At 69.9% G+C, this 23,146-nt stretch carries 18 protein-coding genes and 3 pseudogenes; 11 read left to right on the forward strand and 10 right to left on the reverse strand.

Annotated elements, in window-relative coordinates; genetic code table 11:
- Positions 1–108 precede the first annotated feature (108 nt).
- The 4 genes and pseudogenes from FGL15_RS16895 (at position 109) to FGL15_RS21095 (ending at position 5,211) form a co-directional block, all read left to right on the forward strand.
- Positions 109–3,779 (forward strand): annotated as a pseudogene (locus tag FGL15_RS16895) (AAA family ATPase).
- 54 nt (positions 3,780–3,833) lie between these two features.
- A complete protein-coding gene (gene ftsY / locus FGL15_RS16900; RefSeq protein ID WP_064296361.1) occupies positions 3,834–4,712 on the forward strand; it encodes a signal recognition particle-docking protein FtsY in 879 nt (292 codons plus the stop codon).
- Positions 4,712–5,056 carry a hypothetical protein gene (locus FGL15_RS16905; protein ID WP_240773585.1) on the forward strand — a complete coding sequence of 115 codons (345 nt, stop codon included), beginning with the start codon at positions 4,712–4,714 and terminating at the stop codon, positions 5,054–5,056. Before ftsY ends, FGL15_RS16905 begins: the two co-directional genes overlap by 1 nt.
- Positions 5,053–5,211 (forward strand): DUF2004 domain-containing protein, encoded by a 159-nt coding sequence (locus FGL15_RS21095; RefSeq protein ID WP_240773586.1) that lies wholly within the window; start codon positions 5,053–5,055, stop codon positions 5,209–5,211. Before FGL15_RS16905 ends, FGL15_RS21095 begins: the two co-directional genes overlap by 4 nt.
- A 22-nt stretch (positions 5,212–5,233) precedes the next feature.
- Here the strand turns inward: FGL15_RS21095 and lipA are convergent, their stop codons facing one another.
- A complete protein-coding gene (gene lipA / locus FGL15_RS16910; protein ID WP_138946810.1) occupies positions 5,234–6,250 on the reverse strand; it encodes a lipoyl synthase in 1,017 nt (338 codons plus the stop codon).
- On the reverse strand, positions 6,247–6,921 hold the full coding sequence (gene lipB, locus FGL15_RS16915; protein ID WP_138946811.1) for a lipoyl(octanoyl) transferase LipB: 675 nt from the start codon (positions 6,919–6,921) through the stop codon (positions 6,247–6,249). The genes lipA and lipB overlap by 4 nt, the downstream gene beginning before the upstream one ends.
- A 103-nt stretch (positions 6,922–7,024) precedes the next feature.
- Here lipB and ffh point away from each other — a divergent pair.
- Positions 7,025–8,577: pseudogene (ffh, locus tag FGL15_RS16920) on the forward strand (signal recognition particle protein).
- A 70-nt stretch (positions 8,578–8,647) separates the two neighbouring features.
- Positions 8,648–8,974, forward strand: a complete 327-nt coding sequence (locus FGL15_RS16925) for an META domain-containing protein (RefSeq protein ID WP_240773983.1) — start codon at positions 8,648–8,650, stop codon at positions 8,972–8,974.
- 10 nt (positions 8,975–8,984) lie between these two features.
- Here FGL15_RS16925 and FGL15_RS16930 read toward each other — a convergent pair whose 3' ends face one another.
- Positions 8,985–10,127: a glutamate--cysteine ligase gene (locus FGL15_RS16930; RefSeq protein WP_138946813.1), complete on the reverse strand. Its 1,143-nt coding sequence runs from the start codon at positions 10,125–10,127 to the stop codon at positions 8,985–8,987.
- Between the two features lie 251 nt (positions 10,128–10,378).
- Here FGL15_RS16930 and rpsP point away from each other — a divergent pair, with 251 nt between their 5' ends.
- From rpsP to rimM, 3 genes are read left to right on the forward strand one after another with little or no spacing between them, the layout of a single operon-like run.
- A complete protein-coding gene (gene rpsP / locus FGL15_RS16935; RefSeq protein ID WP_064296311.1) occupies positions 10,379–10,804 on the forward strand; it encodes a 30S ribosomal protein S16 in 426 nt (141 codons plus the stop codon).
- A 2-nt stretch (positions 10,805–10,806) separates the two neighbouring features.
- Complete coding sequence (locus FGL15_RS16940; RefSeq protein WP_064296312.1) at positions 10,807–11,058, forward strand: RNA-binding protein; 252 nt, start codon at positions 10,807–10,809, stop codon at positions 11,056–11,058.
- Positions 11,059–11,706 carry a ribosome maturation factor RimM gene (rimM, locus tag FGL15_RS16945; RefSeq protein ID WP_240773587.1) on the forward strand — a complete coding sequence of 216 codons (648 nt, stop codon included), beginning with the start codon at positions 11,059–11,061 and terminating at the stop codon, positions 11,704–11,706.
- A gap of 93 nt (positions 11,707–11,799) precedes the next feature.
- Here rimM and FGL15_RS16950 read toward each other — a convergent pair whose 3' ends face one another.
- The 7 genes and pseudogenes from FGL15_RS16950 to nirB form a co-directional block, all read right to left on the reverse strand.
- On the reverse strand, positions 11,800–13,461 hold the full coding sequence (locus tag FGL15_RS16950) for an FAD-dependent oxidoreductase (protein ID WP_138946814.1): 1,662 nt from the start codon (positions 13,459–13,461) through the stop codon (positions 11,800–11,802).
- Positions 13,458–15,611, reverse strand: coding sequence for a molybdopterin oxidoreductase family protein (locus FGL15_RS16955; RefSeq protein WP_138946815.1), 2,154 nt, complete (start codon positions 15,609–15,611; stop codon positions 13,458–13,460). Before FGL15_RS16955 ends, FGL15_RS16950 begins: the two co-directional genes overlap by 4 nt.
- A gap of 37 nt (positions 15,612–15,648) precedes the next feature.
- A complete protein-coding gene (locus FGL15_RS16960; protein WP_138946816.1) occupies positions 15,649–17,067 on the reverse strand; it encodes an MFS transporter in 1,419 nt (472 codons plus the stop codon).
- Positions 17,068–17,244: 177 nt separating this feature from the next.
- Positions 17,245–17,550 (reverse strand): winged helix-turn-helix domain-containing protein, encoded by a 306-nt coding sequence (locus FGL15_RS21100; RefSeq protein ID WP_240773588.1) that lies wholly within the window; start codon positions 17,548–17,550, stop codon positions 17,245–17,247.
- Positions 17,496–18,407, reverse strand: a pseudogene (locus tag FGL15_RS16965) (uroporphyrinogen-III synthase); the annotation flags it as partial. The gene FGL15_RS21100 and the pseudogene FGL15_RS16965, both read right to left, overlap by 55 nt.
- Positions 18,404–19,183, reverse strand: coding sequence for a uroporphyrinogen-III C-methyltransferase (gene cobA, locus FGL15_RS16970; protein WP_138946817.1), 780 nt, complete (start codon positions 19,181–19,183; stop codon positions 18,404–18,406). The pseudogene FGL15_RS16965 and the gene cobA, both read right to left, overlap by 4 nt.
- A complete protein-coding gene (gene nirB / locus FGL15_RS16975; RefSeq protein ID WP_370281845.1) occupies positions 19,184–21,787 on the reverse strand; it encodes a nitrite reductase large subunit NirB in 2,604 nt (867 codons plus the stop codon).
- 205 nt (positions 21,788–21,992) lie between these two features.
- On the opposite strand from nirB, the gene nirD reads away from it, so the two are divergent.
- The gene (gene nirD / locus FGL15_RS16980) at positions 21,993–22,367 is read left to right on the forward strand and encodes a nitrite reductase small subunit NirD (protein ID WP_086473563.1); all 375 of its coding nucleotides are present in this window, start codon (positions 21,993–21,995) and stop codon (positions 22,365–22,367) included.
- Positions 22,364–23,122: a sirohydrochlorin chelatase gene (locus FGL15_RS16985; protein ID WP_138946819.1), complete on the forward strand. Its 759-nt coding sequence runs from the start codon at positions 22,364–22,366 to the stop codon at positions 23,120–23,122. The genes nirD and FGL15_RS16985 overlap by 4 nt, the downstream gene beginning before the upstream one ends.
- Positions 23,123–23,146 lie beyond the last annotated feature (24 nt).

Here is a 23,146-nt window from a genome sequence, read left to right on the forward strand (position 1 = left end):
TCCATGGTACGACCGCCCCGGCGGGCCGGCACAGCGTGGTGTCCCTCGTCCGTCCGCGGATTCGCTACCGTAGTGCACAGCATCCGCGACGCGGGAGAGGAGGTGCGCGTGTACCTGAAGAGCCTGACGCTCAAAGGGTTCAAGTCCTTCGCGCACCCCACCACCTTCGCGTTCGAGCAGGGCGTCACCTGTGTCGTGGGTCCCAACGGCTCCGGCAAGTCGAACGTCGTCGACGCGCTCGCCTGGGTGATGGGCGAGCAGGGGCGAAGACCCTCCGCGGCGGCAAGATGGAGGACGTCATCTTCGCCGGCACGTCGACCAGGGGACCGCTCGGTCGAGCCGAGGTCACGCTCACCATCGACAACAGCGACGGCGCGCTGCCCATCGAGTACACCGAGGTGACGATCAGCCGCACCCTGTTCCGCAACGGCGGGAGCGAGTACGCCATCAACGGCGACACGTGCCGGTTGCTCGACGTCCAGGAGCTCCTCAGCGACTCCGGGCTGGGCCGTGAGATGCACGTCATCGTCGGGCAGGGGCAGCTCGACGCGGTGCTGCGGGCGACGCCCGAGGAGCGACGTGGCTTCATCGAGGAGGCGGCCGGCATCCTCAAGCACCGTCGACGCAAGGAGAAGACGCTCCGGAAGCTCGAGGCGATGCAGACCAACCTCACGCGGTTGAGCGACCTCGCCGGCGAGATCCGCCGGCAGCTGAAGCCGCTCGGTCGTCAGGCGGAGATCGCCCGGGAGGCGCAGACGATCGCCGCGGTCGTCCGCGACGCCCGTGCTCGGATCCTCGCGGACGACGTCGTGGGCCTCCGGCGTTCCCTCGACGAGCACAACCGCTCGGAGAGCGAGCGCCACAGCGAGCGCCTCGTCCTCCAGGAGCAGCTGGAACAGGCGGAACTGCGGATCAACCGGATCGAGCAGGCTCAACTCGGCGACGCGGTCGACGACGCCCGCCGGATCACCTTCGAGCTCGAGAGTGTGCAGGAGCGCCTCCGGAACCTGTACACGCTTGCCAACCAGCGGCTCGCGCTGCTCGGATCATCGACGGACACGACGGCCGCCGAACCCCGGATCACGAAGCAGATGGTCGCCGACGCGACCGCGGAGATCGACGGACTGCGGGTGGTGGTCGCCGACGCGGAGCGCGCGTTGCAGGAGGCGCAGGCGGACACCCGGGCGAAGCGCGCCGCACTCGACGCGGTGGACGTCGAGATCGCAGCGCAGAGCGCGCTCGTGTCACGACACGACCTGGAGCTCTCCAAGCTCGCGGGCGCCGTCGACGCCGCCGGGTCCAAACTCGCCGCGGTCCGTGGCGAGGCGTTGCGCCAGCAGAACGCGATCGACGCCGCTGCCCTCCGTCTGGACGCCGCGCGGCTGGAGTATGAAGCGCTCGAGGACGACCCGACCCTGGCGGACGCCGCCGACTCTGGACTCGACGACGCCTACGAGGCGGCCCAACGCGGCGCAGCGGAGGCCGAAGGGGAGATCGAGGGCCTGCGCGAGCAGCTCCACACCCTCGAACGTGAACGTGATTCGCTCGGTGCCAAGACCAGCGCACTCTCGCGCGCCCTCGACCTCAAGACCGGCTCGGCCGAACTCGCTGCGAGCGGGATCGACGGGATCGACGGGATCGTCGCGGACCGGGTGCAGGTCCGACCCGGCCACGAGTCTGCTGTGGCCGCAGCGCTCGGCACGCTCGCGGAGGCCGCCGTCGCCGTCGACCGGCACGCTGCCCGTCGGGCGCTCGATCACGCGGCCGAGCAGGATCTCGGCCGGGTCGAGATCGTCATCGCCGACGGTGCGCGAGACGTCCCGGACGTGCCCGCCGGGTTCACCTCGGCTGCCGAGCTGGTGGAGGCTCCTCCTGGCGTGCTGGGGATCCTCGCCTCGGTCCTCGTCGTCGACTCGCTCGACGACGCGATCGCGGCGTACGACCGACTCGGCTCGTCGCTCAGCGCGTTCACCCTCGTGACCAGTGACGGGGCGGTCGTCACGGACAGCATCGTCCGCGGGGGGAGCGGCGGAGCCCAGAGCCGCATCGAACTGCTGGCCGAACGGGATGCGGCAGCCGATCGACACGGCGAGGTCGAGTCGCTCATCGAACGGGCGCGCTTCGCACTGGCTGAGCAGCGCACAATCCTGCAGGAGGCGAAGCAGACCGCGCAGGCGGCGCTCAGCGCCCTCCGCGAGTTCGACGCCAACCGTGCCTCACAGGCCGAGCGCGTGAACCGGGTCACGGTCCGATACGAATCCGCGCAGGCCGAACACGACCGCCTGCTCGTCGCTGCCGGCACGGCGGAGGCGGCCGTCGCCGACGCCGCTGCCGCCGTGGAGCGGGCCAAGCTGGACCACGACACCGCTCGCGCGCGTCCACGACCGCTCCTCGACGTGTCGGCACGCGATGGGCTCTCCGCCGAACTGGACGCGGCGCGCGAGGCCGAAGTGCAGCACCGCCTCCTCCTCGAGACCGCGCGCGAACGCGTGCGGGCAGAGGAGCTCGCGGTCGCGAACCTCGAGCGGCAGCGGCAGGCCGACCAGGCGGCAGCGGAGGAGGCGGCTCGGCGTGCCGTCATCCGTGCGCGCCAGGCCGCGGCCGCCACCGCCGTGACGGAGGCACTCCCGCCCGCCCTCGACTCGGTCGACCGGTCGGTCACCGAGGCCCGCGTCGCGCTCGCGGCAGCCGAGGCGACGCGGTCCAGCCGGAACGCCGAACTCGTGCGACTGCGCGGCGAGGAGCACACGCTCCGGCAGCGGCTGCAGGTCGTCACCGAGAGCGTCCACGGCCTCGAACTCCAGATCTACGAGAAGAAGCTCCACTTGTCCGGTCTGCTCGAGCGCGCCGGGTCGGAGCTGGGACTCGTCGAGGACGTGCTCGTCGCCGAGTACGGGCCTGAGGTTCCGGTGCCCGTCGACCCTCCGACACCCCGCGCGACCGCCCGCTCGGCTGTGCGAACGGCCGACGACACCGGTCCGGAGGTCTCGCCCGAGACGACGACGCCCGACTCGGACGAGGCGCCCGAGGCACTTGCCGACGGACCCGCGACGCCGGACGCCGAGCCGGAGGAGGAACCTACCGAGGAGTCGGACGACGTACCGACGACGCCCTACGTCCGCGCCGAGCAGCAGAAGCGTCTCGCCGCAGCGGAGCGCACCTACGCCCAACTCGGGCGGGTCAACCCGCTCGCGCTCGAGGAGTTCGCGGCACTCGAACAGCGCCACCGCTTCCTCACCGAACAGCTCGCCGACCTCACCAGCACCCGCGCCGACCTGCTGTCGATCATCGAGGACATCGACGGGAAGATGGAGGTCATCTTCGCCTCGGCGTTCGCCGACACCGAAGCCGCCTTCACTGAGGTGTTCCCGATCCTGTTCCCGGGCGGCACGGGCAGCATCTCGCTCACCGACCCCGAGCACATGCTCACCACGGGCATCGAGGTGTCGGTCAAGCCCGCCGGCAAGAAGATCGAGCGCCTGTCGCTCCTGTCGGGTGGGGAGCGCTCGCTCGCCGCGGTCGCCCTCCTCATCGCCATCTTCAAAGCCCGGCCGAGCCCGTTCTACATCATGGACGAGGTGGAGGCGGCCCTGGACGACGCCAACCTCGGGCGGCTCCTGACCATCTTCGAGGACCTCCGTCAGACGAGCCAGCTCATCGTCATCACGCACCAGAAGCGCACCATGGAGATCGCCGACGCCCTCTACGGCGTCTCGATGCGCCAGGACGGGGTGTCGGCCGTCGTCGGTCAGCGCGTGGCAGCAGAACGCGCGAGCTGATCCGGTCTCGTCCCCACGCGACGGGACCGCGTCGCCGACGGCTACGCTGAGACCATGGCTGCACGCACACCCTGGTCACTCTCCGGTGCCCTCAAAGGCATGTTCCAACGTCCGACGATCGACGAGACCACCTGGGAGGACCTCGAGGACGCGCTCATCGGCGCCGACTTCGGTCCCGATGTCACCGAGTCGATCGTCACGGGCCTGCACGCCTCCGTCGACCGCTACCGGACCACCGACCCGCGCGACCTCCAGCGCATGCTGCGCGAGGAGGTCGAGGAGCGGCTGTCGAAGTTCGACACGACGCTGAAGCTCAGCGAGCGTCCGGCGGTCGTCCTCGTCGTCGGCGTCAACGGGGTCGGCAAGACGACCACCATCGGCAAGTTCGCGAAGTTCCTGCGCAACTACGACCGCACCGTCGTCGTGGGGGCCGCGGACACCTTCCGTGCCGCTGCCGTGGAGCAGCTGGCGACCTGGGCCGAGCGCGCGGGCGCACAGATCGTCCGCCCCCAGCAGCAGGGACAGGACCCGGCGTCCGTCGCCTTCCAGACGATCGAGTACGCCAAGCAGACCGGCACCGAGATCGTCATCATCGACACCGCTGGTCGATTGCAGACGAAGGGCGGGCTCATGGACGAGCTGTCCAAGATCCGTCGCGTCGTCGAGAAGCAGGCGCCCATCGCCGAGGTCCTCCTCGTCCTTGACGCGACGACCGGTCAGAACGGTCTGTCGCAGGCGCAGGCGTTCATCGAGCACGCCGGGGTGACCGGGCTCGTCCTGACGAAGCTCGACGGTTCCGCGAAGGGCGGGTTCGTCCTCGCCGTGCAGGAGAAGACCGGCATCCCGATCAAGCTCGTCGGTCAGGGTGAGGGCATCGGCGACCTCACCGGCTTCACGCCGCACGTCTTCGCACAGAACCTGGTGGGCAGCTGATGGCGATCGAACACGACTACTTCGGCATCATCGCGACCGAGCCTGGCGGTGGCGTCTACTGGTCCGACAACATCGACGTCGGGGAGCAGTCCGTCTCCATCTCGTTGAGCGCCCCCGACGAGGACGACATCCCGGCCGATGCTCTCGACCTGGCGGCCGCGATGATCCTCGCCCTCGAGGGCTTCGACCTGCGCTCGCGCGAGGCGATGCTGAGCGAGGTCGACGACCGCACCTCCGAGGTGACCGAGTACATCATCCAGGCCGTCGAGGAGCTGGGGAGTCCCTGCCGGACGTCCTGGTCGACGAGTCCGGAGACCGCGACGTCGACGTCATCCGGTCGATGACGCTGCTGAGCGTCGGGTTCGCGCCGCATCAGCACAACGGCGACGAGGCGTTCGCGATCTTCGAGTACTCGCTCGACGCGGACCAGCTCGACGGCGTACTCATGGTCGCGTACACCTCCGATGGCGAGGTCACCGGGGTCACAAGCGAGGACTGAGCCTGACGGTCAGGCGTCGGCCTCAGACCGCCTGGGCGAAGCCGAGTGAGGCGTCTGCGAGATGCTGCAGTCCCTCGGGGACCTCGCGGCCCTTCGCGGTCATCGACTGCGCCCAGAGGCGTCCGGCACGGTAGGACGATCTGACGAGCGGACCCGCGAGCACACCCAGGAACCCGATTTCCTCGGCCTCCTCCTTGATCTCCAGGAACTCCTGTGGCTTGACCCAGCGGTCCACGGGGAGGTGTCGAGGCGTCGGCCGGAGGTACTGGGTGACGGTGATGATGTCGGTGCCGGCCTCGTGCAGATCCTCGAGCGCCTGACTGATCTCGCTCCGGTCCTCGCCCATCCCGAGGATGAGGTTGGACTTCGTGATGAGGCCGGCGGCACGCGCCTGGGTCAGGACGTCGAGGGAGCGCTCGTAGCGGAAGGCGGGCCTGATCCGCTTGAAGATGCGTGGGACCGTCTCGACGTTGTGTGCGAACACCTCCGGTCGTGAGGCGAACACCTCGCCGAGGAGGTCGGGCTTGCCGGAGAAGTCCGTCGCGAGGATCTCGACCCCCGTCCCCGGGTTCGTCTCGTGGATGCGCCGGACGGTCTCGGCGTGCAGCCACGCCCCCTCGTCGGGGAGGTCGTCGCGCGCCACACCGGTGACGGTCGCGTAGCGCAGCCGCATCCGCTGCACCGAGTCGGCCACCCGCCGCGGCTCGTCACGGTCGTAGTCGGCCGGCTTGCCGGTGTCGATCTGGCAGAAGTCGCAGCGCCTCGTGCACTGCGACCCGCCGATGAGGAAGGTCGCCTCGCGGTCCTCCCAGCACTCGAAGATGTTCGGGCAGCCGGCTTCCTGGCAGACCGTGTGGAGGCCCTCATCCTGCACGAGCGCCTGGAGCTGTCGGTACTCGGGTCCCATCGTCGCGCGGGTCTTGATCCAGTCGGGCTTCCGCTCGATGGGGGTCTGGGCGTTCCGGACCTCGAGTCGCAGGAGCTTCCGTCCGCCGGTGTCCGCCGCGGGAGCGGGTGCCGGTGCGCCGCAGCCGCTCACGCGGCCGCTCCGATCGTGGTCACGGACGCGGCCGTCCAACCGGGCCGGAGCGCTTCGAAGATGTCGGACACGCGCTCGGCGACGTCGCTCGGCGTGATCCGTCGACCGAGCTCGGCGCTGATCGTGGTGACCCCGGCATCGGCGATACCGCACGCGACGATGTGGCCGAAGGGCTCGAGGGAGTTGTCGCAGTTGAGCGCGAAGCCGTGCAGCGTGACCCCCGCCTGCACCCGGACACCGACGGCGCCGATCTTCGCGGCCGGTCCGCCAGCGACGGGGTCGACCCAGACACCCGACCGGCCGTCGATGCGGCGACCGATGACGCCGAGCTCGGTGATCGTCTGCAGCATGACCTCCTCGAGCAGGCGGACGTGGGCGACGACGTCGACCGGCTCCGGGAGGCGGACGATCGGGTAACCGGTGAGCTGTCCGGGTCCGTGCCAGGTGATGCGGCCACCGCGGTCGACCTCGACGACCGGTGTGCCGTCGTCGGGACGTTCGTGCGGCCGGGTCAGTTTGCCCGCCGTGTACACGGGCTCGTGTTCGCACAGGATGAGGTGCTCGGGCCCCTCACCGCCGACGACCGCCTCGTGGACCCGACGCTGCAGCGCCCAACCCTCGCGGTACGGGACGAATGCGGGCGCGAGCCCGGCGATGAGGAGCTGTGTCATGGCCGCCACGATAGCATTGTTGGACGCCGTCCAAATACTGATCTTCCGTACGCGGCGGCGATCGACCGGGTCGCGCCGCGGTCTGCCCTAAACTGGAGGGATCATGGCAACGTTCGGCACACTCTCTGACCGCCTCGCGGATACGTTCAAGAACCTCCGCACCAAGGGCAAGCTCTCCGCGGCCGATGTCGACGGCACCGTCCGCGAGATCCGTCGCGCCCTCCTCGACGCGGACGTCGCACTCGACGTCGTCAAGGACTTCACGGGTCGCGTGCGCGAGCGCGCCCTCGGCGACGAGGTGAGCAAGGCCCTCAACCCGGCGCAGCAGGTCGTCCAGATCGTCAATGACGAGCTCGTCACGATCCTCGGCGGACAGCAGCGGCGTCTCGAGTTCGCGAAGAAGCCGCCGACCGTGATCATGCTCGCCGGGCTCCAGGGTGCCGGAAAGACGACACTCGCGGGCAAGCTCGCCAAGTGGCTCAAGAAGGACGGCCACACGCCGCTCCTCGTCGCGTCCGACCTCCAGCGCCCCAACGCCGTCAACCAGCTCCAGGTCGTCGGAGAGCAGGCGGGCGTCCCCGTCTACGCTCCCGAGCCCGGCAACGGGGTCGGTGACCCGGTCAAGGTCGCCCGCGACGGTGTGCGGTTCGCTGAGCAGAAGCTCTACGACACCGTCATCGTCGACACCGCCGGACGACTCGGCGTCGACGCCGAGCTCATGAAGCAGGCGTCGAACATCCGCAAGGCGGTCGATCCCGACGAGGTCCTCTTCGTCATCGACGCGATGATCGGTCAGGACGCGGTCGCGACGGCCAAGGCCTTCCTCGACGGCGTCGACTTCACCGGCGTGGTGCTCTCCAAGCTCGACGGCGATGCTCGCGGTGGTGCGGCACTCTCGATCGCCTCCGTCACCGGACGCCCGATCATGTTCGCGTCGACCGGTGAGGGTCTTGACGACTTCGAGCCGTTCCACCCCGACCGCATGGCGAGCCGGATCCTCGACCTCGGTGACATCCTCACCCTCATCGAGCAGGCGCAGCAGAACTTCGACGAGGAGGAGGCGCGCAAGGTAGCGGAGAAGTTCGCGACCGACTCCTTCACGCTCGACGACTTCCTCAAGCAGATGCAGCAGCTGCGCGGCATGGGTTCCATCAAGAAGATGATGGGCATGCTCCCCGGCATGGGGCAGATGAAGGAGCAGCTCCAGAATTTCGACGAGCGCGAGATCGTCCGCACCGAGGCCATCATCCAGTCGATGACCACGGCCGAGCGCACGAACCCGAAGATCCTCAACGGATCCCGTCGCCTGCGCATCGCCAAGGGTTCCGGCATGACCGTCACCGAGGTCAACGCCCTCGTCAACCGCTTCGAGCAGGCGGCCAAGATGATGAAGACCGTCGCCAAGGGGGCGTGCCGAACATCCCCGGGATGGGTCCGGTTCCCGGTGCGCGGACGAACCGACCGAAGCCGCAGGCGAAGAAGAAGGGTTCCCGTTCAGGCAACCCGGCCAAGCGCGCGGCGGAGAACGCCGGCGCCGTCGAGACGCAGGCTGCCGCCACGGGTGCCGGTTTCGGCCTCGGTGGCGGTTCGTCGTCGGGATCGGCAGCCCCCACCGAGGCTGAGCTCGCCGAGCTGCAGAAGTTCCTGGGTCGCTGAGTCGAGCGGAGACGGTATGCGCGCGCTGAGGGCAGCGGCCTCGGTCGTCGCAGTCGTCCTGGCCGCGGGCATGTTCGCCGGGTGCGCCGCTCCGTCTCCGGGCGAACGCGTCCTGGGCGCCTGGGGTGAGGGCACCGGTGCCGCCGACCCACACCTGGTGTTCGCCGACGACGGCCGCGTGAGCGGTTCGGACGGCTGCAACAGCCTGTCTGGCTCCTGGCGCGCCGAGGACGACGCGGTCGTCGTCTCCGATGTCGCGAGCACCCTGATGGCGTGCCCGGGCGTCGACACCTGGCTGCGGAGGATCGCACAGGTGACGCTCTCGGACGACGGCGGGCGCTTGACCGTGACCGACGACGCCGGCACGCGGATCGGGACGCTCGACCGCGCGGAGTGACGCCGCTTCGTCAAGCGGAGGGCTGGACCCCGTGTCGCAGCTCCTTCGCGAGCGAGCTCACGACCGCCTGCAGGCTGCCGCCGTTCGCATGGGCGACGGCCAGCTGTCGCTGGTAGCTCGCGCCGTGGTCGATGATCGTGGCGATGCTCGCCAGTTCGTCCGCACAGCCGAGCCGACGGGCGACCGGCGCGAGGGTGTCGAGCAGGTCGTGCAGGTCGTCGGTCACGAGGCGCTCGTGGCCCGAGGAGTCGAGGATGATCTCGGCGTCCAGACCGTACCGGGCAGCGCGCCATTTGTTCTCGCGGACGTACCACGGCTGCAGGGTCTGCAGGCGCTCACCGGCGTCGAGGCGGTCGGACAGGTGCTCGGTGAGGCAGTGGATGAGCGAGGCGAGGGCGCCGAACTCCGCGACGGTCGACGCTCCGTCGCACGCGCGCATCTCCACCGTGCCCCATTGTGGCGACGGTCGCACGTCCCAGCGGACCTCGGTGTGGTCCTCGATGATGCCGGTCACCGTCATGTCGTCGACGTAGGCCTCGAACTGCTCCCAGTCCGAGAGCTGGTAGGGGAGGCCCGCCGTCGGGAGCTGCTGGAACATGAGCGCGCGGTTCGACGCGTACCCGGTGTCGACCCCACCCCAGTACGGGCTGGACGCCGACAACGCCTGGAGGTGGGGCAGATAGGTCAGCAGCCCGTTCATGATCGGGAGGACCTTGTCGACCGTCTCGACGCCGACGTGCGCGTGCACGCCCCAGATCATCATGTTGCGACCCCACCACTGGGTGCGGTCGATGAGCTTGTGGTAGCGGGGCTTGTCGGTGACCTGCTGGTCGTACCACTGGCCGAACGGGTGTGAACCGCTGCAGATGAGTTCAACGCCCATCGGATCCGTGATCGCCCGCACCTCGGCCAGCTGGCCCTCGAGGTCCGCGATCGCCTCGGGGACCGTGTGGTGCACACCCGAGACGAGTTCGACGGTGTTGAGCAGCAGCTCGTTGGTGATCTGCGGATGATCGGAACCGTCGCTCGGGCGGAGTTCCGACAGGACGGTGTCCGCTGCGCCGACGAGATCGCCGGTGTCGCGGTCGACGAGGGCGACCTCCCATTCAAGGCCGACGGTCGAACGCTCGGATCTGGCGAACTCGATGGGCATTGGCGTCGACCTCCCGCAAGGCGCGGCCGGATGCCGCGCGCCAGCCCATCTTCACACGGGGTGGAGGGGTCCTTCGGTATCGGTGTCGCCGGATTACCCAGATCGCCCGATGTCTGGCAGAATAGAGAGTTGAGTCTGCGCGGAGTTCGACCCTCTATCCGACGCCCGCAGCAACCACAGTTTTCGCGTCGAGCGTGTGGCCCCACCTTTCGGCAGCGAGCACATCAAACATCACATCATTCAGGAGAATCGTGGCTGTCAAAATCCGTCTCAAGCGTCTCGGCAAGATCCGTGCGCCGTACTACCGCATCGTCGTCGCAGACTCGCGCACGAAGCGCGACGGTCGTGTCATCGAGGAGATCGGCAAGTACCACCCCACCGAGGAGCCCTCGTTCATCGAGGTCGACTCCGAGCGTGCGCAGTACTGGCTCAGCGTCGGCGCCCAGCCGACCGAGCAGGTCGCAGCACTCCTCAAGCTCACCGGTGACTGGGGCAAGTTCAAGGGCGACAAGGACGCCGTGAGCACCGTCCGCGTCAAGGAGCCGAAGGCCGCCTTCGTCGCCGACGAGAAGAAGAAGCCCGTCCTCAAGCCGAAGGCGGAGGCCCCCGCGGCCAAGGCTGCTCCGGCCGAGGCCGAGGCGCCCGCTGCCGACGCCGCTGAAGCAGAGCAGGCGTAGTCTTGCTCGCTCCCGCGCTCGAACATCTCGTCAAGGGGATCGTCGATCACCCGGATGACGTTCGCGTCACGGCACAGAACTCCGCCCGTGGCGAGGTCCTCGAGGTTCGTGTGAACCCCGAGGACCTCGGCCGGGTCATCGGTCGTGCCGGCCGGACGGCCAAAGCCCTGCGCACCCTCGTGGCAGCGCTGGCAGACGGTCGGCGGGTCCGAGTCGACGTGGTCGACACGGACGCCTCCGGCGCCAGCGCGTAGGTGGCGGACGAGACGGAGCCGAAGACCCAGTTGCGGGTCGGTCGGCTCACGAAAGCCCATGGCCTGAAGGGCGCCCTGAAGGTCGAGCTCTACACGGATGAGCCGGAGCACCGGTTCACCCCGGGCGCGACGTTCACGCTCCAGGTCCCCGCAGGATCGAAGTGGCGCGGCAAGACGCTCGAGCTCATCGAGCTGCGCTGGTACAACAGCCAGCCGGTCGCCTTCTTCGTCGGCATCTCCGATCGCAGTGAGGCGGAGACCCTCGTGAAGGCGATCCTCTGGGTCGAGCAGGACCCTACCGAGCTGCCGGTCGACGACGACGCGTGGTACGACCACCAGCTCGTCGGGTTGGCCGTGCACCGCGATGGCGTCGCCGTCGGTACCGTCGCTCGCGTCGACCACTTCCCGGCTCAGGACCTCCTGATCGTGAAGACCGGTGACGGCGAGGTCATGGTCCCGTTCGTGAAGGCGATCGTCCCTACGGTCGACATCGCTGCCGGGATCGTCACGGTCACGCCGCCCACCGGATTGTTCGAGGAACTCCCGGAGGCCGACGACGCCCCCGAGACGACGACGGCCGGTCCAGTCGAGTCCGAGGCCTCCGACGAGGCTCAGGACGACACCGGATCGTCGCAGCCGGAGCAGTAGATCCCGTTCCGAGTCGGTTCTCCCGGCTCGGAACACCCATGACGGAGGCGTCGGTTGCGTGCAACCGGCGCCTCCGTCGTCGTCTCCGGCCGATCACGCCGGTACTGGCTCGCTCTGACGATCACTGTCCGCGACCCGCTCGAGGACCGCGGCGATCCGGCCGGTGCACCCACCGCAGCCGGTACCGGCGCGGGTCGCCTTGCCGATGCAGGCGACCGTGATGTTGCCCGACTGTGCGGCATCCATGATCCTGCCGACCGTCACGCCGTTGCACGTACAGACGGTCGTCGAGGGGGCGAACGCATCGGCGGAGGCACCACCGGTCGCGTCCGGCCCGTCGAGCCGGAGGAGGACCGAGCGATCCGCCGGCAGTTCGCCGCCGCCGTCGTACAGGAGCGTCAGCTCGGCTGCAGTGCGCGGCATGCCGACGCAGACGAAGGCGGTGAGGACCCCGGCGCGGGTGATCATCTTGACGTAGCGGCCGTGGTCGGGGTCCGCCCACACCGAGACGCTGCGCGGAGCGGCCGGATGCACGCTGCACGCGTCAGCGGTCGTCGGCTCGACGTCCCAGGGCTCGGCCTGGACATCGCCGACCGCGACGACGTCGACCCGCTCGGCTTTGAGTGCGACGGTGCTCGCCCGCTCGACCGGTGGTGGACCCAGCTCGAGCGGTGATCCGCCGGCCGCGGCCTCGATCAGGAATCCAGCGGCGAGCCACTCGGCCTGCCGCCATCCTGGGCCGATGAGCCCCGACGGGCCGCCGGGGACGATGCGTTCGCGGCGCAGGTCCGGTGTCGGCGCCAGCACGTGCGCGCAGTCGCCGATGGCGAAGATCCGCTCGTCCGACCAGCTGCTGAGGTCTTCGCCGACGAGTACCCCGGAGCCGACACGGACCCCGGCGAGGATCGCCAGATCGGAGCGTGCGCTCACCCCGCACGACAGGACGAGCAGATCGCCGGTGATCCGTTTCCCGTCAGCGGTGATCAGTGCGTCGAAGTGCCTCCCGCCCGCGGGGTCGTCCCGATGACCGACCGCCTCGGCGCGGCTGTGCGCGATGACCTCCACACCTGCTGCCCGGAGCGCCGCGGCGAGCACGGAGCCGCCGCCACGGTCGAGGTTCCGCGGCATCGGGGTGGGGCCGTGGTGGACGATGACCACGTCGGCCCCGGCGCGCGCGGCGGAGAGCGCGAACTCCAGCCCGAGCACGCCGGCACCCAGGACGACGATCCGGCCGCCGGACCGGACGACCTCGGCGGCGACGTCGGCGTCCGCGAGGTCACGCATGGTGCAGACGCCTCGGGGGAGGTCGTGGTCGGACAGCAGCAACGACCGTCCGTACTTCTCGAGCGCCGGGAGGTCCCGCTTCCGTCGATCGACACCGTCGAGTGTCGGAACGTTCGCGCGCGCACCGGTCGCCAGGACGAGGCGGTCGTAGGGGAGCGTCTCCCCGGTGTCGAGTTCGACGGTCCGCGTCTCGCGATCGATCTGCATCGCGGTCGTGCCGCGCAGGACACGGATGCCGTCCCGGGCGAGGTCCTCGGCACTGACGAGTGTCATGTCGGCGAGTCCGGTCGAGCCGACCGCGTGATCGGCGACCAGCACCCGGTTGTACGCGTCGACCGGCTCCTGCCCGACCACGGTCACCTGGAGCGAGCCGTCCCGCACGCCGGGGGCGACCTCCTCGGCGAATCGCGCTCCGACCGGCCCGAACCCGACCACGACGATGCGGAGTGGTCGACCTGATCGCGGACTCATCGGAGGGCTCCGGCCGCTGTGGCTTCCGGCAGTGGTGCGCCAGCGGCCGGGCGCAGCCGCACCACCGCGCGCTTGAAGTCCGGCATCCCGGAGATCGGATCGACCGCGTCCTGCGTCAGGAGGTTCACCGACGCGTCGCCCGGGTAGTGGAACGGCAGGAAGACGGTGTCGTGACGGATGTCGCCGTCGACATGGGCTCGGACCGTCAGCGCGCCCCGACGGTTCGACACCTCGACCAATCCGCCCTCGACGATGCCGAGTCGTGCCGCCGTCGCGGGGTGGACCTGGACGAAGACCTCGGGACGGGCGTCGTCGAGCTCGGGGACGCGGCGGGTCTGGGTGCCCGACTGGTAGTGCTCGAGGAGGCGTCCGGTCGTCAGGGTGAGTTCCTCCCCGGTCTCCGGTGATTCCGAGACCTTCGCGGGGCGGACTGGGACGATGCGGGCGAGACCGTCGTCGTGTGCGAACCGTTCCGTGAACAGCCGGGGCGTGCCGCCGCTGCCGACAGGGAACGGCCAGTGCGCGGCGAGCCCGGTGTCGAGGAGGGCGTGGCTCAATCCCGAGTAGTCGGCGAGGCCTCCGGCGGATGCGGCCGCCAACTCGTCGAACACGATCGACGGGTCCAGCTCGAATCGGCCCGGAGCATCGAGACGACGAGCGAGTTCGTGCATGATCCAGAGCTCGCTGCGGACGCCGACCGGAGCATCGAGCGCCCGCCGGCGGCGGATCACGCGCCCCTCCAGCGAGGTCATGGTGCCCTCCTCCTCCGCCCACTGCGTCGTCGGGAGGACGACGTCCGCGAGCGCGGCGGTCTCCGACAGGAAGAAGTCGCAGACGACGAGCAGCTCGAGGCGGCCGAGTCCGTCCCGGACCGTCTGCACGTTCGGAGCGGATACGACGACGTTCGAGCCGTGGACCAGGAGGGCATGCACGCCCTCCGGTTCACCGAGACGGCTGAGGAGGGCGACGGCCGGCAGCCCGGGACCGGGGATCGATTCGACCGGCACACCCCATACCTCGGCGACGTGACGGCGGGCTTCCGGATCGGTGATCTTGCGGTACCCGGGCAGTTGGTCGCACTTCTGACCGTGTTCGCGACCGCCCTGGCCGTTGCCCTGGCCGGTGAGCGTGCCGTAGCCCGATCCCGGCCGGCCCGGTAGTCCGAGCACGAGTGCGAGGTTGATGGCGGCGGTGGCCGTGTCGGTGCCGTCGACATGCTGCTCGACGCCGCGACCGGTGAGGATGTAGGTGCCGTCCGAGGCTGCGAGCCGACGAGCCACGTCTCGGAGGACCGGCGCCGGCACGCCGGTCACGGATTGGACGCGTTCCGGCCACCATGCGCTCACGCTGCGGCGCAGGCTATCCAACCCGGTCGTGCGCTCGGCCAGGTAGGCCTCGTCGGCGAGTCCTTCGGCGAGGACGATGTGCGTGAGCCCCAGGAGTAGGACCAGGTCCGTCCCCGGCGCGGGCTGTACGTGGAGTCCACGACCGGCCTCGGTCAGTCGCGCGGTGGCCGAGCGGCGCGGATCGACCACGATGAGGCCGCCGGCGGCCTGAGCACCGACGAGATGACCGATGAACGGGGGCATCGTCTCCGCGACGTTGGATCCGAGGAGCAGGATGGTCGACGCGTCGTCGAGGTCCTCCAGTGGGAACGGCAACCCCCGGTCGATCCCGAACGCGCGGTTGCCCGCTGCCGCGGCGGACGACATGCAGAACCGACCGTTGTAGTCGATCCGGCTCGTACCGATCGCGATCCTGGCGAACTTGCCCAGCTGGTAGGCCTTCTCGTTCGTGAGGCCACCGCCTCCGAAGACCCCGATCGCGTCCGCCCCGCGTTCACCGCGGATGCGGAGGATGGTCGATGCGACGAGGTCGAGGGCCGCATCCCAGCTCGTCTCGACCAGCTCACCGGTGGCGTCGCGCACCAAGGGGGCCGTGAGGCGATCGTCCCGCGCGAGGAGCTCGGCCGACGTCCACCCCTTCTTGCAGAGGCCGCCCCGGTTCGTCGGGAAGTCCCGCCCGGCGACGTCGACCGGGAGCCTCGGAGCGACGCCGTCCACCGCCGCCGTTCGGGTGAGGGACATCGCGCACTGCAACGCGCAGTACGGGCAGTGGGTGTCGGTCACCGGGGCGGTGGGACGAGGCATGCGTTGTCCTTCGATCAGGAGCGGGTGGAGCGACGACTCAGAGTCGTTGGCCGGCGAGTGACGCGTTCTTGCGGAAGTAGACAAGGAAGGTGACCGCGAACAGGACGACATACGCGCCGATGAAACCGATGAACGCGGCCGAGTAGCTGCCGGTCGCGCCGTGCGAGAGCCCGAGGATCTGTGGGATCACGAAGCCGCCGTAGGCACCGATCGCGGAGATGAGCCCGAGCGCGGCGGCGGCCTTGCGCTGCGTCCCGACGTCGCCGCTGCGGTGGTGGGCGTCGCGCAGGCCGGATCGCGCCGCGAAGACGCTCGGGATCATCCGGTACGTCGAGCCGTTCCCGACACCGGCGGCGACGAACAGGAGCAGGAAGCACCCGAGGAACAGCCAGAAGTTCGCCAGCGGCAGGGTCCACAGCACCGCGAGCGCCCCCAGGGCCATGACGGCGAACGCGCTCATCGTGACGACGGCCCCACCGAAGCGGTCGGCGAGACGCCCACCGAAGGGTCGTGCCAGCGAGCCGATCAGGGCACCGAGGAACGCGAGCGAGATCGACGCGGAACCGACGGCGAAGGAGGAGAAGTCGGGGAACTGGTCCGCGATGAGTTTGGGGAACACACTCGCGAAGCCAATGAACGAGCCGAAGGTGCCGATGTACAGGAGTGCGAGGAGCCAGAGGTGCGGTTCCCGGAGTGCGGCGGCGGATCCGCGGAGGTCCGCCTTCGCTGACGACAGGTTGTCCATGTACCGGTAGGCGCCGAACATCGCGAGCAGGATGAAGGGGACCCAGATCCATCCGGCGAGGCTCAGGTTGAGGGTGGCGGCGGCTCCGACGGTGACCGCAATGGGGACGACGAACTGCGCGACCGCTGCTCCGAGGTTGCCGCCCGCCGCGTTCAGCCCGAGCGCCCAGCCCTTCTCCCGCTGCGGGTAGAAGTAGGTGATGTTCGACATGGAGCTGGCGAAGTTGCCACCGCCGAAGCCGGCGAGTCCGGCGACGACGAGCATGACACCGAACGGGGTGTCCGGATTGCCCACACACAGCGCGAGCGCGATGGACGGGATGAGGAGCAGTCCTGCCGAGATGATCGTCCAGTTCCGCCCGCCGAAGCGCGGGACCATGAACGAGTACGGGAACCTGAGGGTCGCTCCGACGAGGCTCGGCATCGAGATGAGCCAGAAGGTCTCGGCCGTGGAGAAGGAGAACCCGGCGGTCGGGAGCATGACGACGACGATGCTCCAGAGCTGCCAGACCACGAAGCCGAGGAACTCCGCGAAGATCGACCACCGGAGGTTCCGCCCGGCGATGCCGCGGCCCTCCCGGTCCCAGAACGCGCTGTCCTCGGGATTCCACCCGTCGATCCAACGACCGGGGCGGTGGGTCAGGGCGACCTGGGTGACGGTCGGTGTCGCCGTGGTCGGTGGTGCGTCGGCTGCTTCGAGGTTCGTGGTCATGGCTGCTCCGAGCGTTCGGTGAAGCGGGACGGGACGTGTGCTGTCTCCGAAGCTACCGACGCCGTGTTTCGGGGCCCCACCCGCGAGGTAACACCTGGATCACCGCCTGCTCACAGGCACTGATCACCCCGGTGAGGCGGATGACGGCGCGCGGTCCAGGGGCCGGATCGGCCGCCGTCAGACGTCGAGGCGGTAGCCGCGCTTGACGATCGTGTTGATGAGTCCGGGGACGCCGAGCGTCTGGCGGAGGCGGCTCATCTGCACTTCGAGCGCGTGGTGGTCCGCGGCTGCGGGCAGCGCGTCGGCCAGTGCGGAGCGCGAGAGGACGGCTCCGTTCGCGCGGACGAGGGCGCGGAGGAGCGCGAGGGAGTTCGGGGGAGCCGGACCCTGGACCCGGGCAGTTCCACGATGGCGCCACGGATGGCGATCGGGCCGTGCACGGTCTCGGCTCGGAGGATCGCGTGCTGCTCGAGGTGTTCGCACAGCAGCCGGATGAGCGCCCCCATGCGGAACCGCTCGGGGACGATGGGCTCGATGTCCTGAGCGAGCAATGGCGCCGCCGTGACCGGTCCGACGGCCGCGCACAGCACGTCGCGACGGAAGGCGTCGACGACGGCGTCCTCCTGACCGAGTGCTTCCGCGGCCGTGAACAGGGCGACGACCGATGGGGCGCTCGTGAAGGTGACCGCGTCGAGCGAGCCGCTCACGATCGCCTCGACGAGTCGCCGCACGCGCTCGTCGGTCGCGTCGGGGTCCGTCCAGCGGTACGGGGCGACCGTGTGCACCTCCTGGTGGACGTCACGGAGGCGTTCGAGCTGGCGCTCGTCGGTGTACCCGTGGAGCTGGACGGCGACGCGGAGCCCGGCCGGGTAGTCGGCGACGACCTTGTCGACGAGGGAGGCGGTGGTCTCGCGGTCGCTCATGCCCACGTCGTTCAGACCGGCTGCTCGGATGGCGCCGCGTGCCTTGGGCCCGCGGACGAGGATGGCCGTCTCGGCGAGCGCTTCGAGGAGTTCGTCGCCGAGTCCCGCGGCGTCCGCGACCTCGAACCACCGCCGGATGCCGTACGAGGTCGTGGCGAGCAGGACGTCGGGGCGTGCGGCGATGATGTCGCGGGTGTCGTCGATGAGTGGTTCGTCGTGCTGTGCGTGTGCGATCCGCAGCGTCGGTGCGTGCACGACGGTGGCGCCGCGCCGCTCGAAGGCGTCGATGAGGTCCTGCGATCGACGGTCGCTCGTCACGCCGATCCGGAAGCCCTCGAGCTGGTCCGCGCGGAATCCCGGAACCGGGGTCGTGACGTCCGGGCCCGCGTCAGCGGCCGGTGGCGTGATGTCGGTCATGCCGGCGCCGCCAGTCGTTCGGCCCGCGCCAACAGTTCCGAGGCCTCGGCATCGCCCTCGAAGGCGAAGGCGACGACATGGCCGATCACGATGACGGCCGGTGACCGCACACCGGCGGCCGCGGCGACGTGGAGGATCGTCCCGAGGTCTGCCACGGTGGTGCGCTGGGTCTCGCTGTAGCCGCGCTCGATGATCGCGACGGGGGTGTCGGCGGCGAGCCCCGAGGTGAGGAGCCCGTGGGAGATGGAGGGCAGCGTGCCGACGCCCATGAGGACGACGATCGTCCCGCCCAGTCCGGCGAGGTGCCGGTGTTCCTCGTCGGAGAGCGGAGCGTGACCGCTGACGACGGTGAAGAGGTGACTCAGGTTCCGGTGGGTGAGGGGGATGCCTGCCGCCGCGGGCACGGCGACGGAACTCGAGACGCCCGGGATCACGCGGACGGGGACGCCCGCGCGGTGGCAGGCCAGGACTTCCTCGCTGCCGCGCCCGAAGACGTACGGGTCGCCTCCCTTGAGGCGGACGACCGCCGCGCCGTCGAGCGCGTGTTGCACCATGACGGTCTCGATGCCGTCCTGTCCGATCGGGTGATGGCCGGGGCGCTTGCCGACGTCGACGAGGAGCGCGTTCGGGGCGAGCTCGGGGAGGGTGTCGTGGGGTGCGAGCCGGTCGTAGAGGACCACGTCCGCGTCGCGGAGGGCCTCGACGGCGGCGACGGTCAGCAGCGCGGGATCGCCCGGTCCGCCGCCGACGAGCGTGACCCTGCCTGGACCCGACATCTACGCCCCTTCCCTCACTGGAATGGTAGGCCCTGCGAGATAGACGGCCTCGCCGCGCTCGATCTCCTCCGTCGTCGCGGGCCGGTACTGGCCTCGCTCCGCGACCCGCGCGAGTCGCGGTTCGGCGTCGCCCGGCTCGTTGACGAAGGAACGGAACCGGCGGAGGCGCTCCGGGTCGGCGAGGGTCGCCGCCCACTCGTCCTCGTACCCGTCCACATGGGCGGCCATGGCCTGTTCGAGTTCGGCGGCGAGTCCGAGCGAGTCCTCGACGACGACCTCCCGCACGTGGTCGAGTCCGCCGTCGAGGTCCTCCATCCACCTGGCGGTGCGCTGCAGTCGATCCGCCGTCCGGATGTAGTACATGAGGTACCGGTCGATGTACCGGATGAGCGTCTCGTCGTCGAGGTCTCCGGCGAGGAGCTGCGCGTGGGTCGGCTGGAACCCGCCGTTGCCGCCGACGTACAGGTTCCAGCCCTGCTCGGTGGCGATGATCCCCACATCCTTGCCACGTGCTTCGGCGCACTCGCGCGCGCACCCGGAGACCCCGAACTTGAACTTGTGCGGTGCCCTGAGGCCGCGGTACCGGAGTTCGAGGTGGACCGCCATACCCACGGAGTCCTGCACGCCGAAGCGGCACCAGCTGGACCCGACACAGCTCTTCACGTTGCGGAGCGACTTCCCGTACGCCTGTCCGGACTCGAAGCCGGCGTCGACGAGGATGCGCCAGATGTCGGGCAGCTGTTCGAGGCGGGCGCCGAACAGGTCGATGCGTTGACCGCCCGTGATCTTCGTGTACAGCCCGTAGTCGGTGGCGACCTGCGCGATCACCGCGAGCTTCTGCGGCGTGATCTCGCCACCGGGGATCCGAGGGACCACTGAGTAGGTGCCGTCCTTCTGCATGTTCGCGAGCGCCCGGTCGTTCGTGTCCTGCAGCGTCCCCCGACCACCGTCGAGGATGTACCCACCCTGCTGGCTGGCCAGGATGGAACCGACCACCGGCTTGCACACGTCGCAGCCGCGTCCGGTGCCGTAGCGCGCGAGGATCTCGTCGAAGGAGGTGAGGCCGAGCACCCGGATGGTCTCGAAGAGCTCCTGCCGGGACAGCTCGAAGTGTTCGCAGAGCGCCCGCGAGACGGCGATGCCGGACTTGGTCAGCTCCGTCTCGAGGATCTTCTTCACGAGCGGGACACAGGAGCCGCACTGGGTCCCGGCGCGGGAGCAGGTCTTGAGCGCTCCCAGTTCGGTGCACGCCTCGCCGTGCACGCCTGCGATAGCGTCTCGGACGGTCCCCGCGGTGACGGCATTGCATGCGCAGACGAGCGCTGCGTCGGGGAGCTCGTCCCCGGCCGGTGCCTCGATCCCTGAGGCCGACAGGTAGGCGGCCGGCTCACTCGACAGCTCAGCGCCGAGGAGCGGACGCAGCGAGGCGTAGGGCGAGGCGTCGCCGACGAAGACCCCGCCCAGAAGGGTCTTGGCGTCGTCCGTCATGACGAGCTTCTGGTACAGCCCACGCGCCGGGTCCGCGTACACGATCTCGAGACTGTGCTCGGTGCGCGCGAGTGCGTCGCCGAAACTCGCGACGTCGACACCGGAGAGCTTGAGTTTCGTCGCGTCGTCGACGATCGTGAACTCCGCCTGGCCACCGAGCAGCCGATCCGCGACGACCTCGGCCATCGCGTTCGCCGGCGCGACGAGACCGGTGCATCGACCGTCGAAGCACGCGACCTCGCCGATGGCCCAGACACGAGGCGCAGACGTCCTGCAGTCGGTCCCGATCACGACACCGCCGCGGTCACCGAGCTCGATCCCGGCATCGCGGGCCAGCTCGTCCCTGGCGCGGATCCCGATCGCGAACACCACGATGTCGACGTCGACCTGCTGGCCGCTCGAGAACTTCACGCCCGAGACACCGCCCTGCTCGTCCACGAGGATCGACCGGGGCCTCGTCCCCAGGTGCAGACCGATGCCCTGGCCGCCGATGATGCGCCCGAGGGCTCGACCGGCTCCCTCGTCCAGCTGGGCGGACATGAGCCACGACCCGGAGTGCACGACGCTCGCCTCGGCACCGAGCCGTGCCGCACCACCGGCAGCCTCGAGCCCGAGCAACCCGCCGCCGGCGACGATCACCCGGGCGGGACGACCTCGCAGGGAGCCGATGCGCTCGATCTCCGACACCAGCAGGTCCACGTCGTCGATCGTCCGGTAGACGAGGGCGTGTTCCGAACCGTCGATCTCGGGCACCGGGGCCGAGGAGCCGGTCGCCAGGACCAGCTCGTCGTACGCGACGACCCGCCCCAGGGAGGTGTGCACCGTCCGGGCCTCGCGGTCGATCCGCTCGGCGCGTTCGCCCAGCAGGAGCGACACGTGCTGCTCGTCCCAGACGCCCGTCGGCGCGAGCGTGAGGTCGATCGCCGCATCGTCGAGACGCTTGCTCAGCGCCACACGATCGTAGGGGTGGTGGAGCTCCTCGCAGACGACCGTGATGTGCATCGTGCGCCCGGCATCGCGACTGTGCAGGGCATCGACCAGACGGTGCGCGGCCGGGCCGCCACCGACCACGACGACGCGACGCGGCAGATCTCCTGCGGTGGGATCGATCATCATGGGCCCCCTCGGTTCGTGTTCCAGCGAGCGTACTGACGCGGCGTTTCCGGACCGTTGCCCGCATGTGTCCCGAACGCGTCCAGGACCGCACACGACGCCCGGGCGGATGTGAGGTCGGTTTCACCTCACGGAAACGTCACGGGTGATCCGACGAAACACCCCACCCGTAGCGTCGGTGCTCCGACGCACGACCAGGAGGCCGACGATGAGCATCACGATGCAGGAGCACACCGGGCGGACGGCGCTCGCCGAGTGGCGACGCGTCTGCGCCATCGACGACCTCGAGCTCTCCTGGGGCGAGGTGGCGTTGCTCCGAGCCCGGCAGATCGCGGTGTTCCGTATCGGGGCCGATGAGGTCTACGCCGTCGACCATCGGGACCCGCACACGGACGCGCCGGTGATGGCTCGCGGCATCGTCGGTTCCCGAGGGGAGCGACCGACGATCGCGTCACCGCTGCACAAGCAGGTGTACGACCTCGGCACGGGTGAGTGCTTCACCGACCCGAACCTCTTCCTCCAGACCTTCCGCACCCGCATCGTGGGCGGTTTCGTGGAGATCGAGCTGGGGGAGGACGCATGACCCTGCTCGAGACCGCGGCGCGCCGCCCGCAGACGCGCACGCGGACGAGTCCGGCGCTCCTGGCCGTGTCCCACGGGACGAGTTGCCCGATCGGACAGGCCTCCGTCGCCGCGCTCGTCGACGCCGTCGGACGGGCGCGTGCCGACCTCCACGTCGCCGGCGGCTTCGTCGACGTCCAGCAGCCCGACGTCCCGGCCACTCTCGGTTCGATCGAGCCCGAGCGGCCCGCGGTGGTCGTGCCCTTGCTCCTGTCCGCGGGGTTCCACGTCCACGTCGACCTCGTCGAGGACCTCGACGCGACGGATCGGCCGACGGCACTCGGGCGGGCGATGGGACCGGACGACCGCCTCGTGACGGTCCTCGCCAGGCGACTGGAGGCGCTGCACGTGACGCCGGATGATCGGATCGTGCTCGGAGCGGCCGGGTCCACCGACGCCAGGGCCGTCGCCGACTGCGTCGACATGGGACGTCGGCTGGAATCGCGACTGCGTGTGCCGGTCGAGACGGCGTTCGTCTCCGCGGCTCAGCCGTCGGTGCCCGACGCGGTGGCGGCGGCGCGAACGAGCCGACCGCGAGGGCGGGTCATCATCGCCACCTACCTGCTGGCGCCCGGCTACTTCGCGAGGCTGCTCGAGGAGGCGGGAGCGGACCTCGTGACGCAGCCGCTCCTGCACCTCGGAGAGGTTCCCGATCCCGGCATCGTCGACCTCGTGGTCGACCGCTACGAGGAGGCTTCGGCCGGACTGTCGGGCTGACCGGCGCGACCGGGACGACGACCG

It is taken from the genome of Plantibacter sp. M259 (genome assembly GCF_006065115.1).
Taxonomy (GTDB): Bacteria; Actinomycetota; Actinomycetes; order Actinomycetales; family Microbacteriaceae; genus Plantibacter; species Plantibacter auratus.

What these genes read in the sequence shown, in the direction of transcription:
- FGL15_RS16960 (WP_138946816.1), bottom strand. Translation starts at nt 17,067, where the DNA reads ATGACCACGAACCTCGAAGCAGCCGACGCACCACCGACCACGGCGACA.
- lipB (WP_138946811.1), bottom strand. Translation starts at nt 6,921, where the DNA reads ATGACACAGCTCCTCATCGCCGGGCTCGCGCCCGCATTCGTCCCGTAC.
- FGL15_RS16905 (WP_240773585.1), top strand. Translation starts at nt 4,712, where the DNA reads ATGGCGATCGAACACGACTACTTCGGCATCATCGCGACCGAGCCTGGC.
- cobA (WP_138946817.1), bottom strand. Translation starts at nt 19,183, where the DNA reads ATGTCGGGTCCAGGCAGGGTCACGCTCGTCGGCGGCGGACCGGGCGAT.
- ftsY (WP_064296361.1), top strand. Translation starts at nt 3,834, where the DNA reads ATGGCTGCACGCACACCCTGGTCACTCTCCGGTGCCCTCAAAGGCATG.
- FGL15_RS21095 (WP_240773586.1), top strand. Translation starts at nt 5,053, where the DNA reads ATGACGCTGCTGAGCGTCGGGTTCGCGCCGCATCAGCACAACGGCGAC.
- FGL15_RS16950 (WP_138946814.1), bottom strand. Translation starts at nt 13,461, where the DNA reads ATGAGTCCGCGATCAGGTCGACCACTCCGCATCGTCGTGGTCGGGTTC.
- FGL15_RS16985 (WP_138946819.1), top strand. Translation starts at nt 22,364, where the DNA reads ATGACCCTGCTCGAGACCGCGGCGCGCCGCCCGCAGACGCGCACGCGG.
- FGL15_RS16925 (WP_240773983.1), top strand. Translation starts at nt 8,648, where the DNA reads ATGTTCGCCGGGTGCGCCGCTCCGTCTCCGGGCGAACGCGTCCTGGGC.
- nirB (WP_370281845.1), bottom strand. Translation starts at nt 21,787, where the DNA reads ATGATGATCGATCCCACCGCAGGAGATCTGCCGCGTCGCGTCGTCGTG.
- nirD (WP_086473563.1), top strand. Translation starts at nt 21,993, where the DNA reads ATGAGCATCACGATGCAGGAGCACACCGGGCGGACGGCGCTCGCCGAG.
- FGL15_RS16930 (WP_138946813.1), bottom strand. Translation starts at nt 10,127, where the DNA reads ATGCCCATCGAGTTCGCCAGATCCGAGCGTTCGACCGTCGGCCTTGAA.
- FGL15_RS16955 (WP_138946815.1), bottom strand. Translation starts at nt 15,611, where the DNA reads ATGCCTCGTCCCACCGCCCCGGTGACCGACACCCACTGCCCGTACTGC.